General features: G+C 31.0%; 14 protein-coding genes. 10 read left to right on the top strand and 4 right to left on the bottom strand.

Going from position 1 to position 16,430, the window contains the following annotated elements:
* Nucleotides 1–68 precede the first annotated feature (68 nt).
* The 3 genes from VK164_RS12745 to VK164_RS12735 form a co-directional block, all read right to left on the bottom strand.
* On the bottom strand, nt 69–452 hold the full coding sequence (locus tag VK164_RS12745) for a hypothetical protein (protein WP_324209710.1): 384 nt from the start codon (nt 450–452) through the stop codon (nt 69–71).
* A gap of 11 nt (nt 453–463) precedes the next feature.
* Nucleotides 464–1,234: a hypothetical protein gene (locus tag VK164_RS12740; protein WP_324209709.1), complete on the bottom strand. Its 771-nt coding sequence runs from the start codon at nt 1,232–1,234 to the stop codon at nt 464–466.
* A gap of 84 nt (nt 1,235–1,318) precedes the next feature.
* Entirely contained in the window at nt 1,319–3,181 is a 1,863-nt protein-coding gene (locus VK164_RS12735) for an ABC-F family ATP-binding cassette domain-containing protein (protein ID WP_324209708.1), read from the bottom strand.
* Nucleotides 3,182–3,261: 80 nt separating this feature from the next.
* Here VK164_RS12735 and VK164_RS12730 point away from each other — a divergent pair, with 80 nt between their 5' ends.
* The 5 genes from VK164_RS12730 (at nt 3,262) to lipB (ending at nt 7,038) form a co-directional block, all read left to right on the top strand.
* Nucleotides 3,262–3,486 (top strand): hypothetical protein, encoded by a 225-nt coding sequence (locus VK164_RS12730; RefSeq protein ID WP_264550382.1) that lies wholly within the window; start codon nt 3,262–3,264, stop codon nt 3,484–3,486.
* A 34-nt stretch (nt 3,487–3,520) separates the two neighbouring features.
* A complete protein-coding gene (locus VK164_RS12725) occupies nt 3,521–3,757 on the top strand; it encodes a hypothetical protein (RefSeq protein ID WP_324209707.1) in 237 nt (78 codons plus the stop codon).
* A 3-nt stretch (nt 3,758–3,760) separates the two neighbouring features.
* Nucleotides 3,761–4,879 carry a glycosyltransferase family 2 protein gene (locus tag VK164_RS12720; protein ID WP_324209706.1) on the top strand — a complete coding sequence of 373 codons (1,119 nt, stop codon included), beginning with the start codon at nt 3,761–3,763 and terminating at the stop codon, nt 4,877–4,879.
* 84 nt (nt 4,880–4,963) lie between these two features.
* Nucleotides 4,964–6,262, top strand: a complete 1,299-nt coding sequence (locus VK164_RS12715; protein WP_324209705.1) for a dihydrolipoamide acetyltransferase family protein — start codon at nt 4,964–4,966, stop codon at nt 6,260–6,262.
* An 80-nt stretch (nt 6,263–6,342) separates the two neighbouring features.
* Nucleotides 6,343–7,038, top strand: a complete 696-nt coding sequence (gene lipB / locus VK164_RS12710; RefSeq protein ID WP_324209704.1) for a lipoyl(octanoyl) transferase LipB — start codon at nt 6,343–6,345, stop codon at nt 7,036–7,038.
* Nucleotides 7,039–7,057: 19 nt separating this feature from the next.
* Here lipB and VK164_RS12705 read toward each other — a convergent pair whose 3' ends face one another.
* On the bottom strand, nt 7,058–7,717 hold the full coding sequence (locus tag VK164_RS12705; RefSeq protein WP_324209738.1) for a ribonuclease HII: 660 nt from the start codon (nt 7,715–7,717) through the stop codon (nt 7,058–7,060).
* A gap of 198 nt (nt 7,718–7,915) precedes the next feature.
* Between VK164_RS12705 and VK164_RS12700 the strand changes: the two genes are divergently transcribed.
* The 5 genes from VK164_RS12700 (at nt 7,916) to VK164_RS12680 (ending at nt 16,369) form a co-directional block, all read left to right on the top strand.
* Nucleotides 7,916–10,975, top strand: a complete 3,060-nt coding sequence (locus tag VK164_RS12700; protein ID WP_324209703.1) for a SusC/RagA family TonB-linked outer membrane protein — start codon at nt 7,916–7,918, stop codon at nt 10,973–10,975.
* A gap of 12 nt (nt 10,976–10,987) precedes the next feature.
* The gene (locus VK164_RS12695) at nt 10,988–12,451 is read left to right on the top strand and encodes a SusD/RagB family nutrient-binding outer membrane lipoprotein (RefSeq protein ID WP_324209702.1); all 1,464 of its coding nucleotides are present in this window, start codon (nt 10,988–10,990) and stop codon (nt 12,449–12,451) included.
* Nucleotides 12,452–12,468: 17 nt separating this feature from the next.
* A complete protein-coding gene (locus VK164_RS12690; RefSeq protein WP_324209701.1) occupies nt 12,469–13,374 on the top strand; it encodes a hypothetical protein in 906 nt (301 codons plus the stop codon).
* Nucleotides 13,375–13,395: 21 nt separating this feature from the next.
* The gene (locus VK164_RS12685; protein WP_324209700.1) at nt 13,396–14,391 is read left to right on the top strand and encodes a hypothetical protein; all 996 of its coding nucleotides are present in this window, start codon (nt 13,396–13,398) and stop codon (nt 14,389–14,391) included.
* An 85-nt stretch (nt 14,392–14,476) separates the two neighbouring features.
* Nucleotides 14,477–16,369 carry a putative porin gene (locus tag VK164_RS12680; protein ID WP_324209699.1) on the top strand — a complete coding sequence of 631 codons (1,893 nt, stop codon included), beginning with the start codon at nt 14,477–14,479 and terminating at the stop codon, nt 16,367–16,369.
* Nucleotides 16,370–16,430 lie beyond the last annotated feature (61 nt).

Raw genomic sequence — 16,430 nt, 5'->3', positions numbered from 1 at the left:
GTAAGCACTGATTTCACGAATTAGCACAAATTAGATTGGTGAAAATTCGTGTAATTTGTGCTGGTTTTTTATTCTAAGCGAAAGTCATCAAACTCATAGTTATTCTCTTGATTTTTAAAATGCACAACTAAGTTGTCTTTAACTACATAAGAATAAATTTCTGGAGCATCACCATTTTCGTGTTTTTCATAAAATAAGTTTCCTTTTGTCCACCATTTTCCTTTTTCAGTAAATGTTTGAATTTCACAATCTTGTTTAGTTGTAAACATAATTACATAAGTTCCATTAGCAAATCTTTGAACAATCCAGTGTTTTTCTACACCCTCATATTGTTTTTCAACTTCAAAACCTTTCCAAATACCAACAAGCTTTTTGTCATTATTGTTTTCTGATTTGAAAGATGTAAATAGAATAATTCCTAAAAATAGAATTAGAGTTTTGAATGTTTTCATTTTTTTAATAATTAGTTAGTTATATCTATTGTTTTGATGTTGTTAGTTGTAAAGAAAAATAAAAAACCTTCTGCTGATTTTACATATTCAAGTTCTTTTTCTTTTTCGTAAAGGTATTTATTTTGTTTTTTTCTTTTGTTGTTTTCTTTTTTAATGTCTTTAAACTCTTTTTCTAATTCTTTGTCAGATTCTTTGAATGAATTAATCGTTTCAGCTAGTATTTTTTTGTACTCTTCTGATTCTTTATATTTCTGAAAGTGTTTCAATTTTAAATCGATATATTCTTGATTTGATATATGAACTTCTTTAACATAGTTTCCGTCTTTTATTTCAAATAACGAATAGTTCTCATAAACAGAACTATATCCCATATGAACGTAGTCTAACATTTCACCACGAGGACATATTAAAACACCATTATAAAAATTGCATTCAAAATCTTTTATCTCTTTAAAAGCTATAGTATAAATAGATATTAATTCTTCTTTATGATTTCCTTGGTCATCTTTATAGTATCTTATTTTGTAAATATTATCAACAATTAATTTGTTGTTTTTTATTTTAAAATAAGCAATGTATCCTCTCCACAGTCCTGTGCTTATTGTTGTGAATGTATTATCAGGTAATGGATTTTTTTCGAAATAAGTTTCGAGAGGATTGCAATGTAGTTTTAGTGTATCTTTTTCAATAATTAGATAATCAGGTGCTTGGGCGGTAGCACTAATTTTGTTTAAGCTAAAAATAATTAAAGATACTATGATGAAGATTTTATTTATTTTCATTTTTCTGTTTCTATAAACAACGAATTTTCTTATGAAAAATTGTAATAAGATATTTTTTTGTTTTAAATAAAATTGAAAATTAATTTATTCCATTTTCGAACTCAACTCAAACCAACGTTCTTCTTTTTCTTCTAACGATTGAATGATTTTTTGCAATTCATTTGCTTTTGCTTCAATCTTATCATCAGAAACTTTTCCGTCGGCGAATTCTTGTTCGATTTGTTTTTTGTTGTATTCTAAATCTTTGATTTCGCGTTCTAATTTATTGAATTCCTTTTGTTCGTTGAAATTCAAACCAGCTGAAGCAGTATTTTTTTCTTTCCAACTTACTTTTTCCGTACTTACATTTGAAAGTGTTTTTGGTTCAGCCGAATCTTCATAACTTCTAAAATCAGAATAATTCCCAGGGAAATCTTCAATTTGACCTTCGCCTCTAAAAACAAATAAGTGATCCACAATTTTATCCATAAAATAACGGTCGTGACTCACCACTAATAAACATCCAGGAAAATCTAAAAGGAAACTTTCTAAAACATTTAGAGTTACAATATCCAAATCATTTGTTGGCTCATCTAGAATCAAGAAATTCGGATTTTGAATTAAAACCGTACATAAATACAAACGTTTCAATTCGCCACCACTTAATTTTTCTACAAAATCGTATTGTTTTTTCGCATCAAATAAAAAGCGTTCCAATAATTGTGAAGCCGAAATAATTTTACCTTTAGTCAACGGAATATATTCGCCATATTCTTTGATGATATCAATTACTTTTTGTCCTGGTTTTGGGTTGATGCCACTTTGTGTGTAATAGCCAATTTTAATCGTATCACCAATAATTACTTTACCAGAGTCAGGTTGAATCGTTTGGGTTAAAATATTTAAAAAAGTCGATTTTCCTGTTCCGTTTTTACCAATAATTCCAATGCGTTCGCCTCGTTGAAACGAATAGGTAAAATCGTCCAAAATTTTTCTATCTGGAAAACTTTTATTTAGTTTTACCATTTCGATAATCTTGCTTCCCATGCGTTCCATGTTGATTTCGAGCTCTACTACATTCTCTTTTCTTCGGCTTTCGGCTTTTTCTTTAATGACGTAAAAATCATCTTGACGCGATTTTGATTTGGTAGTTCTAGCTTTTGGTTGACGACGCATCCAAGCCAATTCTTTTACGAATAAGTTTTGCGCTTTATCGATACTCGCATTTTCAGAAGCCAAACGTTCTTCTTTTTTCTCTAGATAATACGAATAATTGCCTTTGTATTGGTATATTTTTCCGTTATCTAATTCAATGATTTCATTACAAACACGTTCCAAAAAGAATCGGTCGTGCGTTACCATAAATAACGTGATATTTTCTTTTGCAAAATAATCTTCTAACCATTCAATCATCTCTAAATCAAGGTGATTGGTTGGCTCGTCTAAAATCAATAAATCGGGTTTACTAATCAAAATAATTGCTAAGGACAAACGCTTTTTTTGTCCACCCGACATGTTTTTGACTTTCATTTTCAAGTCTTCCAACTTCAGTTTGTACAAAATTTGCTTGAATTGCGTTTCAAAATCCCACGCATTGTGTCTGTCCATATCATCAAAAGCTCTTTGATATGCTTCCTCATCATTCGGATTTTCTAAGGCTTTCTCGTAGCGTTCAATTACTTTCAAAATTTCATTATCCGAAGCAAAAATATTTTCCTCAATAGTTAATTCGTCTTGCAAATTATTATTTTGCGACAAAAAGGCCATGTTAATCTCTTTTCGAATCACCACTTGTCCAGTGTCGGGTTCATCTAAGCCATTAATAATGTTCATAATGGTGGTTTTTCCCGAACCGTTTTTAGCGATAAAAGCTATTTTTTGATCTTTGTTAATGCCAAACGAAACGTCTTTAAAAAGAATACGTTCGCCATAAGATTTGGAGATGTTTTCGACTGATAAGTAATTCATAATATAATTTAGAAATGCAAAAATAGTTTATTGTATCTAAAGATTATAGATTATTTCCTAACTTTGTGAAAATGCATTTTATGACTTCCAAAAAGAAAAATAAAATAGAAGAACCAGCAGAAGCTTACGAAGTAACTCCTAAAAGTGAAGTTATTGCGAGTAATGATGCTTGGGAGCAATTGCCAGAACATGTCCAAAAAGCAATTGAGCTGGGTATTGAACAAGCAGACAAAGGTCTTGTTTTTACTCATGAAGAAGTTATGTCTAATTTGAAAAAGAAATATCCTTTTTTGAATGGAATATAAGGTTGTTTGGGTTCCTTTAGCTGTTGAAATTTATATGGAAGAAATTGATTTTATTTATTTAAAATGGAATCAAAAAGAAGTTGATGCTTTTGTCATGTTAGTTGATAAAAATTTAAAAAGATTATCGATTAATCCTTTAATTGGTCAAATTTATAAAAATGTTTACAAAATAGTTATATCCAAACAAACATCATTATTTTATAAGATTATTGAGAAAGATAAAAAGGTTGAATTAGTGTATTTTTGGAACAACAAAAAAGATTCTCAATAAATCATGCAACTATCCGTAATCATTCTCAACTATAATGTGCGCTATTTTTTAGAGCAATGTGTTTTTAGTGTTCAAAAAGCATTGGAAGGCATTGATGGTGAAATTATTGTCATTGATAATGCTTCGTCTGATGATAGCTGCGAGATGATGAAAGTCAAATTTCCGCACATCAAACTCATTGAAAACGAAGCAAATTTAGGTTTTCCAAAAGGAAATAACATCGGAGTTGCTCAAGCTAAAGGGGAATACATTTGCATCTTAAATCCTGATACCGTTGTTGCAGAAGATACTTTTTCAAAAATACTCAACACTAAAAACTTGCAACTGAACACTGGAATTATCGGTTGTAAATTAATCGACGGTTCAGGAAATTTCCTTCCCGAAAGCAAACGTGGTGTTCCAACGCCTTGGGTGGCTTTTACAAAGATTTTTGGATTGTATAAAATTTCCAATTTTTTCGGAAAATATTACGCCCAACATTTATCGGAAAAAGAAACTGGTAAAGTTGATATTTTAGTCGGAGCTTTTATGGTAATGAAACGTGAATTATATCTGGAAGTAGGTGGTTTTGATGAAAATTGCTTTATGTATTCCGACGATATCGATTTGAGTTATTTGGTGTTGAAAACTGGAAAATCGAATTATTACTTTCACGAAACTTCTGTGATTCATTATAAAGGAGAAAGTACCGTTAGAGATGGAACTTATATGAAACGTTTCCGTGAAGCAATGCAATTTTTCTACAACAAACACTTTAAAAGATCATGGTTTTTTGATGTCATGATGCAAGTAGGAAGTTTTGTTTTTAGTCTTTTGAAGAAGAGTCAGCAAAAAAATGAAGTTCGAATTATTGATGAATATTTCGTTTTTTCAAGAAAAAATAGAGAACTTAATCTATCAAAAAAAACAAATTATTTATCTGATTTTAATCAATTTGAGAACCAATCGTATAAAAACATTGAAATAATATTTGATACCACTACTTTTAGTTTTGATGAAATTATTACTTTTATGCAGTTAAATAAGCGTAAAAATCTAAGTTTCAAAAATTATATTTTGAGTTCGAATTATCTAATTGGAAGCAATGATTCGAACGATAGAGGACAAATAATTTTGTTGTAAAAAATTATTGATTTCTTTAAAAATCGAATGAAAAATTAGTATTTTTGCAAACCAAATACAAAAACACAACTTTAGTTTAAAGATATGGCAAAGTTTGAATTGAAATTACCTAAAATGGGTGAAAGTGTTGCAGAAGCAACCGTAACCAACTGGTTAAAAAAAGTTGGAGATAAAATTGAAATGGACGAAGCAGTACTTGAAATTGCTACTGATAAAGTAGATAGCGAAGTGCCTTCAGAAGTTGCAGGAATACTTGTTGAAATTTTATTTAATACCGATGATGTAGTTCAAGTTGGTCAAACTATCGCTATTATCGAAACGGAAGGTGGTGCTGTTGCATCAACTCCAGAAGTTAAAGCAGAAGCGCCAGTTGCAGTTGTAGAAGTTGCGAAAGCAGTAGAAGTAGCAAAAGAAACTGTTGCTCCAGCTGATTTTTCGGCATCAGAAAAATTCTTTTCACCATTAGTAAAAAACATTGCTAAAGAAGAAGGAATTTCATTGGCAGAATTAGAGTCTATTGCTGGTTCTGGTAAAGATGGTCGTGTAAACAAAGAAGATTTATTAAATTATATCAAAAACAGAGGAAGTCAGCCTGCAGTTGTGGCAACTCCAGTTGTAGCTTCAAAAGCAACTCTAGCTCCAGCAGCACAATCCGTTCCGGTTTCAGTAAATGGTGGTGACGAGATTGTGGAAATGGACAGAATGCGTAAGTTGATTTCGGGTTACATGGTAGCTTCGGTTCAAACTTCAGCTCACGTTCAGTCGTTCATTGAAGTAGATGTTACCAATATTGTAAAATGGAGAGATAAAGTTAAAAATGCTTTCGAGAAGAGAGAAGGTGAGAAGTTGACTTTCACACCAATTTTCATGGAAGCGGTAGCAAAAGCATTGAAAGATTTCCCAGGAATGAATATTTCAGTTGATGGTGAGTTCATCATCAAACGCAAAAATATCAATTTAGGAATGGCAGCTGCTTTACCAAATGGAAACTTAATTGTTCCTGTAATTAAAAACGCTGACCAATTAAACTTAGTTGGAATGGCGAAAGCAGTTAACGATTTAGGAAACCGTGCAAAAGCTGGAAAATTAAAACCAGACGATACACAAGGTGGAACTTACACGGTTACGAATGTAGGAACTTTTGGTTCTGTTTTTGGAACTCCAATTATCAACCAACCACAAGTAGGTATTTTAGCTTTAGGTGCTATTAGAAAAGTACCAGCAGTTATTGAAACTCCAGAAGGAGATTTTATCGGAATCCGTCAAAAAATGTTTTTATCGCATTCATATGACCATAGGGTGGTAGATGGTGCGTTGGGAGGAAGTTTTGTAAAACGAGTTGCAGATTATTTAGAAGCTTGGGATATTAATAGAGATATTTAAAAAAATATAAAACGACCTAATAATTTCAGGTCGTTTTATATTTTTATTTGTAGGTGTTGGGATGTAAAAAAAATAATGGAATGAATAAAAAGGTTCAACTTCAAGATTTAGGACGAAAAGATTACAAAGTTACTTGGGATTATCAGGAAGAACTTTTTAAGAAAATAGTAGATATAAAAATTCAAAATCGCAAGGATGAAACAGCTTTAGCAACACCAAATTATTTTTTATATGTAGAACATCCACATGTTTATACTTTGGGAAAAAGTGGCGATATGTCTAATCTTTTGTTATCAGAGAAACAATTAGAAGCAAAAGGGGCAACTTTTTATAAAATAAATAGAGGAGGAGATATTACGTATCATGGTCCAGGTCAAATAGTGGGATATCCAATTTTAGATTTAGAAAATTTTTTTACAGATATTCATAAATATTTACGTTTACTTGAAGAAGCGATTATTTTGACCTTGGCAGAATATGGTATACAATCAGAACGAAGCGAAGGAGAAACAGGTGTTTGGTTGGGTGTAGGCACACCATTCGCTCGTAAAATTTGTGCTATGGGTGTACGGGCTTCTCGTTGGGTAACTATGCATGGTTTTGCTTTAAACGTTAATGCAGATTTAGGATATTTCGACAATATTATTCCTTGTGGCATAAAGGGAAAAGCTGTAACTTCAATGCATGTGGAGCTAAACAAACAAGTTGATGAAGAAGGAGTGAAGTCTAAAATATTAAACCATTTTCAAAAACTCTTTGAAGCTGAAATTATGTAGTTGGTAAAAAACTCCTTGATTACAAATTTAGGCTTAGTTGTTCTGGAAGTAATCTAAAACTCATGCGGTGATATTTGCAAGGTCCATATTTCTTTATGGCTTCACGGTGTTCTTTGGTAGGATATCCTTTGTTTTTTTTCCAATTATACATTGGAAATTCTTCATGAATTTTATCCATATATTCATCTCTGTATGTTTTTGCTAATACAGAAGCAGCAGCGATACTTAAAAATTTACCATCTCCTTTTATTATGCTAGTATTTGGAATAGATTTTAGTATTTCAATTTCTTGTGCTGAAAAAATTTTACCATAGGTTTGTTTTAGTCCTAATTTTCCATTTATAGGTCTATTTCCATCAACAATTATATGTTCGGGAATAGTTTTTAATTTTAAAACACATTCTTGCATTGCTTTCATGGAAGCGTTTAAAATGTTTATTTCATCAATTTCTTCATTATATATATGCGTTACAGCAAAAGTAATAGCGTTATCTTCAATAATAGGTTTTAATTTTTTCCGATTTTTTTCTGATAACATTTTTGAGTCGTTGAGTATTCCGTTGTTAAATGAAGAATTGAGAATGATTGCGGCAGCAGTAACAGGGCCGGCAAGGCATCCTCTGCCAGCTTCATCGGTTCCGCATTCAAAATTAAAATTGCTATAACTTTTACTTAACATATCTTTTTTTGTCAAAAATATAATTTTTTACGCAACCTTTTTGCGATATATTCATCTTTATAATGAGAATCTTTCGCAAAATGTTTTTTTTAAACAAAAACTTTAACATAAATAAATTAGTAATATTCCGAAGTATTATTTGTTTATTTAAGAAATAATTAAGAAGTTTGCGGAATAACTAACTCAAATAAATTTAATATGAGATCGAAGTTTAAATGGATTTTTACGCTTTTAGTAGCGTTTATGATGCAGTTTTCGTTCGCGCAAGAGAAAACTGTTACAGGTGTAGTTACAGATGAACTAGGACCTGTTGTTGGTGCAAATGTTGTAGTTAAAGGTACAACTAATGCTACCACAACTGATTTTGATGGAAAGTATTCTATCAAAGCAAAATCAGGAGATGTGTTAGAGATATCATTTCTTGAAAGTAAAAAATCAATATCTGTAGGGGCTGCAACAAATTATAATGTTGAGCTTAAGCAAGAATTGAAAGAGGTTGTTATTACAGCTTATGGTATTGCTAGAGAGACTAAAAAACTAGCGTATGCTACCCAAAAGGTTCAGGCAAAAGAGTTGATGCAAGCTGCTCCAGTTAACCCTGTTACTGCTTTGGCGGGTAAGGTTTCTGGTTTGAACATTATTACAAAAAATAATGGTGTTAATCCATCAACATCTATTATTTTGCGTGGTTATAAAGGGATTACAGGTGATAACTCGGCTTTAATTGTTATTGATGGAATTATTCAATCTGGAACTGCTTTAAATAGTTTGAGTCCAAACGATATTGAATCTATCAACGTTCTTAAAGGGGCTTCTGCAACTGCATTATACGGTTCTCAAGGTAGAAATGGAGCTTTAATTGTTACTACTAAACAAGGTAGTAAAGAAACTGGTTTGAGTGTAGAATTCAATTCAAGTTATACTGTAGAAAAAATCAAGTATTTTCCAGAATTGCAAACTACTTTTGGTCCTGGGTTTAATAATGAGTATGATCCATATGAAAACACAAGTTGGGGGCCAAGATTTGATGGTGTGCCAAGAAGAGTTGGTCCAATTTTAAATGATGGATCTTATCAGTTGTTACCTTATCAAGCTATTCCGGATAACAGAAAAGATTTCTTTGTTGATGGTATTACTAAAATTAATACAATTGCTTTAAGTGGTGGAGATGAAAAATCAACTTTTTATTTTTCTGCTCAAAGAAGTGATGTTACTGGTATTACTCCGAAAGATGAGTACGTAAAAAATAACTTTAGATTGAATGCTTCTAGAACTTCTGGTAAGTTTAAAATTTCTACAGGTGTTTCTTTCTTTACAGATAAGTCTAATGTTGCAGGTGATGGTGGTTACCAAACAAGACCTTTATATTGGAGTATTATCAATACTCCAGCAAATATTCCTTTAACTTCTTATAAAGATTGGAGAAATAATAAGTTTGCAACTCCTGAAGGTTATTTTAATGAATATTATCAAAATCCTTATATGTTGATTGATATTGCAAGAAATGAAGCGACTTCAAATAGATTATTTTCAAATGTTAAATTTAATTATGAATTCACAAAATGGTTTTCAGCAGCGTATAGTTTGTCTGGAACTTTCTTTAATTCATATGCAAGAAATACAAGAGATGCTGTAACATATAATCCTGTTTTAGCTCCAACAAGAACTGATGCTAATACAGTAGCGTCTGTGGCTGAAGGAACTAGTACTAACACAAGAATTACATCAGATTTAGTGCTTACATTTAAAAGAGAATTATTTAAGGATGTTAAAGGAACTTTAATCTTAGGTAATGCTTTATATACTTATAAAGAAAACAACTTAAATGTTGGTGGTAACGATTTGTTTGTTCCTGGATTGTACAATCCTTCTGTTAGAACTGGTGAGTTAACCGGAGGTTCAAGTGTTTTTCAAGAAAGAAGAGTTGGTAATTTTGCTGATTTAACATTAGATATTTCTACTTTCTTATCTTTAAATGGTGCTTATCGTTTAGATAGATCTTCTACTTTAAAAGATTCATATGATTTTTACACTTATGGAGCTTCTCTTTCTATGTTAGATGCTTTGCCTTCAATTAAAGGTGATATTATGTCTTTTTGGAAAATTAATGGAAGTTATTCTAAAACTGGTTTTGCTCCTTCTATAGGATTTATTAATGAGACTTATGCAACTCCTGCTGGTTTCCCTTTTGGTGAGATTGTTGGTTTGGCAGCTCCTACTAATGGTGCAAGTGCAACTTTTTCTCCTTCTTTTACAAAATCATATGAGTTTGGAACTGAATTAGGAATGTTTAATAATAGATTAAATATTAAGGCTAATTACTTTAATACAACTACTGATAATGAGTTTTTAACATCTTCAACTTCTTATGCGTCTGGTTTGGCTGCTTTAAGACTTAACTCAGGTTCAATGGAAAGTAAAGGTATTGAATTAGATGTTAACGGTTCTATTATTAAAAATGATAACTTTGAGTGGAAATTAGGAGTTAATCTTTCTAAAATTAAAAGTGAAGTTTTATCATTGTCTGATGGTGCTGATAGATTACAAACAGGTTTAGCTACTTCAGAAGTTGGTATTTTTGCTCAAGTTGGTGAATCATTCCCTTCTTTATATGGAACTGCATATACAAGAGATGCTGAAGGTCACATTATGTTAAATGCTGATGGAGACCCAATTGTTAGTTCTGAGTTGAAATTTTTAGGAAATACTACTCCAGATTTAATTATGGGATTCAATACTTCTGTTAGATACAAACAATTTACTTTATCTGCTGTTGCTGATTACAAAACAGGTCATAAATATTATAATAATTTAGTTGACGCATTAGAGTTTACAGGTTCTACACAACATAGTGCTTCTGCAGGAAGAGAACCTTTTGTTTACCCTAATTCTGTTTATGAGTATACTCCAGGGGTATGGTCTGAAAACACAAATATTACTACTTCAAACGGTGGATTTGATTTTTGGACTGGAACTTATAATGCAATTAAAGAAAATTATGTAGTAGATGCTACTACGCTTAAATTAAGAGAGGTTGCTTTAAGCTATGAACTACCTTCAAAATATTTAGATAAGACTTTTATAAAAGGTGTTACTTTAGGTTTTGTTGCTAGAAATATTATCATGTTAAGATCTGCTCAAAATAAATATACAGATCCTGAGTTTACAAATGATAGTCAGCAAGTTACTGGTTTTGGTACACAGTCTCAATTACCTCCAACTGCATCTTATGGATTTAAATTGGATGTTAAATTTTAATAAAAAAGAAATATGAAAATATTGAATAAAATTTTAATAGCACTTTTTGTTGTTGGATTTGCAACTTCATGTAGTGATGATTATTTTGATGTTAATGATAGTCAGAATAGTCCTGTTTCATCTACTCCACCTCTTTCGTTACCAGTTGCGCAAAAATACACTGTTGATGTATTACAAGGTGGTTATAATTCAATGAATACACTTGGAAACTTATGGTCATATTCATGGGCTGCAGGTGGTGATTATGTGTATTTTACTGATGAAACTTTATATTTAGTTACTAGCGGTTTCAGAACAGGAATTTATGAAAATGCATATGTTCTTCCTTTAAGAAATTATGATGTAATTGAAAAAAATACTGATCCAAAGTATACAAATTATGTTGCAATTGCTAAAATCATGAAAGCATTTCATTTTCAATATTTAGTTGATGCTTATGGGGATGTTCCTTACTCTGAAGCTTTACAAGGTGCAGCTAATACTACTCCTGTTTTTGATGATGCAAATGCGATTTATGATGATTTAATTGTTCAGTTATCTGCTGCACAAGATCTTATTACTAATGCTGATGCCTCTGCTTTAGTTCCTGGTTCAGGAAATGATGTAATGTTACATGGTGATATGGCTATGTGGTCTAAATTCGCTAATACACTTAAATTAAGAATTTTATTAAGACAAAGTGAAAAAGCAGGTTTAGTTTCTCAAGCTGATTTTGACGCAGCTGTTAATAATGGTATTGGGTTTCTAGGGGCTGGAGAAAATATCTTATGTAATCCTGGTTATTCAAATGATACTAATAAGCAAAATCCTTTCTATGCTGCTTTTGGTAAAACTGTAGCTGGTGACCCAGCTGCTAATGCTAATGCAACTAGAGCAACTGATTACGCTATATCTAAGTTATCTGTTGACCCTAGAAGAGCATTTATTTACAAAAATGTTGGAACAGGTACTACTTATGCAGGTATTGCTCAAAATAATGTTGGTGGACCAAACTCAGCTAGTTTATCTGGTATCGGACCTGGTGTATTAAATAGTGCTTCTCAAGATGGTGTAATCATGTTGGCAGCTGAAAGTTTGTTTTTACAAGCTGAAGCAGCTTCTAAAGGTTATATTGTTGGTGATGCAGAGTCTTTTTATAATGCTGGTGTTCAGGCTTCATTCGATTATTTAGGTGCAGGTTCTGCTGCTGGTTATTTGACTAGTTACCCATTCCCAAATTCAACAGCTGTTAATTTAGAGGCAATTATTTATCAAAAATGGGTTGCTTTAATCGGAATTAATGGTTTTGAAAGTTGGATTGAATATAGAAGAACTGGTTTCCCAGCTGATTTACCAGTTGCTCCTAATCAAACTAATTCTACAGTTATTCCTGTAAGATTATTATATCCTACTTCAGAGTATGCTGCAAATCCAGATAATGTTCCAACCCAATCATCTGGTGATGCCTTTACCTCAAAAGTATTTTGGCAGAATTAATTAAAAAAAAATGAATTATGAAAAACACATTTAAAACATTAGCGTTTTTATTCATTGGAACACTTGCATTTAACTCATGTGATAGTGTTGGTGATGATGAAGAATTAAACTATGGACAAGGTTCTTATGTAACCCAATTTACTGTAGCTGAAAAAACTGGTTTTTTCTTAAAAGATGACTCAGAAGTTTTTCCTTTTGATATTCCAGTTGAATTAGTTGGTGGTAATGGTCTTGCTCTTAATTCTGATTTAAATTTAACTTATGAAGTTAATTTAGATGAGTCTACAGCTGTAGAGGGTACACATTTTACATTTGATACTCCTGGTAATACTACTGTTGTTCCTGCAGGAAATAAATTTTCTGCTATTAAAATTAATGTTGATTCAGCTACTTTAGATGATCAAAATCCACCAGTATTAGTTTTAGATTTAGTTTCTGCTACTTCTTCTGGTAATAGTGTAGTTATTTCGGGTAATAAAAATCGTATTTATGTTACTTTGCAAGGAACTTGTACTTCAGATTTAGCTGGAAATTATTCTGTAGTTACTACAAGAATTAGTCCTGCTGGAGGTCCTTACACTCGTGATAATGAGATGATCGATGAAATTTCAACAGGTACTTATAATACTACAACTGTAGGTAATTATAAAGCAGTTACTGATTTAACTTTAACTGGTACTTGGAATAATTTAGATGCTTCTTTATCTGACGTAGGTTATGACTTTAAAGAGGTATGTGGAAGAGTAAAAGTTGAGCAACAAAATTTAGCTCATGCTTATTCTAACATTGTAACTCAAAGCTCTGCACAATATGCTAACAGTACTGTTGATGAGGCAACAGGTGTTATTACAATCCAATATTCGATTTGGTTTACTAGTAATACTGTTGAAAGAACTTATCAAAGTGTTTATACTCCAATGTAGTTAATAAAATAAATAATTATTATGAATAAATTTTTAAAAGTATTAGGTGTATTTGCATTTGCATCTGTTTTATTCTCTTGTGATAAAGAAGAGGATGTTGCTGATATTGTTCAAGTACACAAGCCAAATATGACTATTAATATTGCTTCAAATATTAATGCTCAAGAAGGAGATATTGTTCCTTTTACATTGAATTTTGACGAGCCTGTTGGTCGTGAGTTTCATTTTTACGTTGTTAGATTGAATCAAAGTTCTGCATCTGGAGTTGATTCAAGTGTGTCTGAATCTTATTCAAACACTGCTTTTCAGCAAACATTTGTTGTGCCTGCTGGAGCTACTTCTTTTACGGGTGAAATTGTAATTGAAGAAGATATTGACAACGATGATAATGAGCAATTAGTACTTACAGTTGGTGATACTAGAACTTCAGCTGTTTTATTTACACCTTCAATCGTAACAATCAACATTGATAATGTTGTTAAAGATGAATTGACTTTAGATTTTCATTTTAACAAAGATTTTGGTGTAGCTGCTTATTCAAGTTCATTATGTGAAATTGAAAGTTCATTATCAGGAAATGGTTATGATATTGATTTTATTGTGTATGATGCATCGTATAGCGATTTGAGTGTTTTTGATGCTCAAACTGGGGCTTGTGAAGAGTCTTTGACTATGAATTTAGCTGATTATGCTGATGGAGTTTATCACATAACTTCTTTCTTATACACTAATGGTGAATTAGATTTAGCTCACCTTACATTTCCACTTTTAGGATTAGCTGAATTTGAGATTCCTGTTACTGTTGATTATTATAGACCTGGATCTTTCAAAGGTTTGTATGCTCAAGATGCAGCTGATAGATTTACTTCTATGACTCCTGAAGGAACTGAAAGTTATGTTATGTCTGTTGAAGTTTATACAGATGTAGATGGTCAAAGAAAATTCAAAGTGTTTAATGATAATACTGGTGCAATATCTGGTATGGGTAAACACGTAAAAGTTAATAAGAAAAAATAATTTCTTGTTTATATTTAAAGCCCCTATTTATAGGGGCTTTTTTTATTCCCTTTTTTCTCATTACATTTGTGCATATTTTATTAGAATGAGAAACATATTTTTTATTGTAGCCTTTTTTTTCAGTTGTTTTAGTTATTCACAAGATGATAATTTTGGAAGTATAGCCAAACAAGATTCCTTGAAGAATGCAAAACCTCCAATAAACTTATATAAAATCTACAATATACAAAGAGATACAACTTATGTTGATACCTCTTTAACTATACAAAGCGAATACAAATACAACCTTCTAAGAAAAGACATTTTTGGATTGCTTCCTTTTTCTAACGAAGGTCAAACTTATAATACTCTTGATTATGGTTTAAATCGAAAAAGTATTTTTCCTTCTATTGGATTTACTGCAAAACATTTTAATTATTTGGAAGTTAATGATGTTAAATACTATTCAGTTCCTACTCCATTAACAGATTTGTACTATAAAACGGTTATGGAACAAGGTCAATCTTTAGATGCTTTTTTAACCATAAATACAAAACCAAATCTTAACTTCTCAATTGCATATAAAGGATTGAGATCTATTGGTAAGTATGTAAACAATATTGCAAGTTCAGGTAATTTTAGATTTACTTCAAGCTATTTTACTAAAGATAAAAGATATATTTTAAATGCTCATTTTACTGGTCAGGATATTTCGAATCAGGAAAATGGTGGTATTGTAGATGTTTCGCAGTTTGAATCTGGTGCTGATAATTTTAAAGATAGGGAGCGATTAGAAGTTTATTTTGATGATGCAACTTCATTGCTTAAAGGGAATCGTTTTTTTATAGATCATTCATTCAAATTGAGTAAGTCTAACCCTAACAGCTTAGTGTTTACACACCAATTTAATCACGAATACAAATTTTTTGAGTACACTCAGCCGACAGTTAGTTCTAGATTTGGTAGCGCATTTTCTTCTGATATAAATAATAAAACACGTTATAATCATTTGTACAATAAAGTTGGAGTTGCCTATAAAACTAAGGCTTTAGGTGATTTGGAGTTTTTTATAGAAGATAATAAATATAATTATTTCTACAATAGTGTAGTTTATGATGGTTCTGGAAACATAACCGTTCCTAATTCTATTTCTGATAGAATTAACATGATTGGAGGTTTCTATACTTATTTTGCTAATAATATTATAGCTAAATTATCTGTTTCTCAAGCAATAAGTAATCAATCTATTTCTAATATTGAGGCTAATGCTAAATATAAATGGAATGAAGATATTCAACTGGAGTTTAATTTTCAAAAATTAAATAGTCTTCCAAATTTGAATTATACTTTATATCAAAGTGATTATATAAATTACAATTGGTATAACAATTTTAAGACTGAAAAAATGAATCAATTTTCATTTTCGGCAAATACAAAATGGCTTAATCTTACGGCACAGTATAAAGTTTTGAATGATCATTTGTTTTTTAATAATACTACAAATAACATCGCTTCGTTACTTGTAGAACCTGTTCAGTATAATAATACAATAAATTATTTTTCTGTTAAAGCTAATAAAGAAATCAAGTTTTGGAAACTAGCTTTAGATAATACACTTTTATACCAATCGGTGGAACAAACTGATGATATATTAAATGTACCTCAATTAACTACTCGAAATACATTGTATTTTTCTGAATATGTTTTCAAAAAAGCGATGTATTTGCAAACAGGATTCACTTTTCAATATTTTACTAAGTACTATGCAAACGATTATAACCCTTTAATTGGTGAGTTTTTTGTTCAAAATGAAACTAAAATAGGAGGTTTCCCGTTAATTGATTTTTTCGTAAATGCAAGAATTCGTCAAACTAGAATTTTCCTTAAAGCCGAACATTTTAATTCATCACGAACTGGTTATGATTTTTATTCAGCTCCAAATTATCCTTATCGTGATTTTATGGTTCGTTTTGGATTAGTTTGGAATTTCTTTAAGTAGAAGTTTAATTCATAGGCTGGCCTATCTTATAAGTTGTCTATTTTTATATTCCCTATATTCA

The organism is Flavobacterium sp., from assembly GCF_035299005.1.
Classification (GTDB): domain Bacteria; phylum Bacteroidota; class Bacteroidia; order Flavobacteriales; family Flavobacteriaceae; genus Flavobacterium.
This window is presented reverse-complemented; position numbering and strand designations above follow the sequence as displayed.

Excerpts from the sequence above, each read along its gene's own strand:
- VK164_RS12745 (WP_324209710.1), bottom strand. The coding sequence starts at position 452 with ATGAAAACATTCAAAACTCTAATTCTATTTTTAGGAATTATTCTATTT.
- VK164_RS12740 (WP_324209709.1), bottom strand. The coding sequence starts at position 1,234 with ATGAAAATAAATAAAATCTTCATCATAGTATCTTTAATTATTTTTAGC.
- VK164_RS12735 (WP_324209708.1), bottom strand. The coding sequence starts at position 3,181 with ATGAATTACTTATCAGTCGAAAACATCTCCAAATCTTATGGCGAACGT.
- VK164_RS12730 (WP_264550382.1), top strand. The coding sequence starts at position 3,262 with ATGACTTCCAAAAAGAAAAATAAAATAGAAGAACCAGCAGAAGCTTAC.
- VK164_RS12725 (WP_324209707.1), top strand. The coding sequence starts at position 3,521 with ATGGAAGAAATTGATTTTATTTATTTAAAATGGAATCAAAAAGAAGTT.
- VK164_RS12720 (WP_324209706.1), top strand. The coding sequence starts at position 3,761 with ATGCAACTATCCGTAATCATTCTCAACTATAATGTGCGCTATTTTTTA.
- VK164_RS12715 (WP_324209705.1), top strand. The coding sequence starts at position 4,964 with ATGGCAAAGTTTGAATTGAAATTACCTAAAATGGGTGAAAGTGTTGCA.
- lipB (WP_324209704.1), top strand. The coding sequence starts at position 6,343 with ATGAATAAAAAGGTTCAACTTCAAGATTTAGGACGAAAAGATTACAAA.
- VK164_RS12705 (WP_324209738.1), bottom strand. The coding sequence starts at position 7,717 with ATGTTAAGTAAAAGTTATAGCAATTTTAATTTTGAATGCGGAACCGAT.
- VK164_RS12700 (WP_324209703.1), top strand. The coding sequence starts at position 7,916 with ATGAGATCGAAGTTTAAATGGATTTTTACGCTTTTAGTAGCGTTTATG.
- VK164_RS12695 (WP_324209702.1), top strand. The coding sequence starts at position 10,988 with ATGAAAATATTGAATAAAATTTTAATAGCACTTTTTGTTGTTGGATTT.
- VK164_RS12690 (WP_324209701.1), top strand. The coding sequence starts at position 12,469 with ATGAAAAACACATTTAAAACATTAGCGTTTTTATTCATTGGAACACTT.
- VK164_RS12685 (WP_324209700.1), top strand. The coding sequence starts at position 13,396 with ATGAATAAATTTTTAAAAGTATTAGGTGTATTTGCATTTGCATCTGTT.
- VK164_RS12680 (WP_324209699.1), top strand. The coding sequence starts at position 14,477 with ATGAGAAACATATTTTTTATTGTAGCCTTTTTTTTCAGTTGTTTTAGT.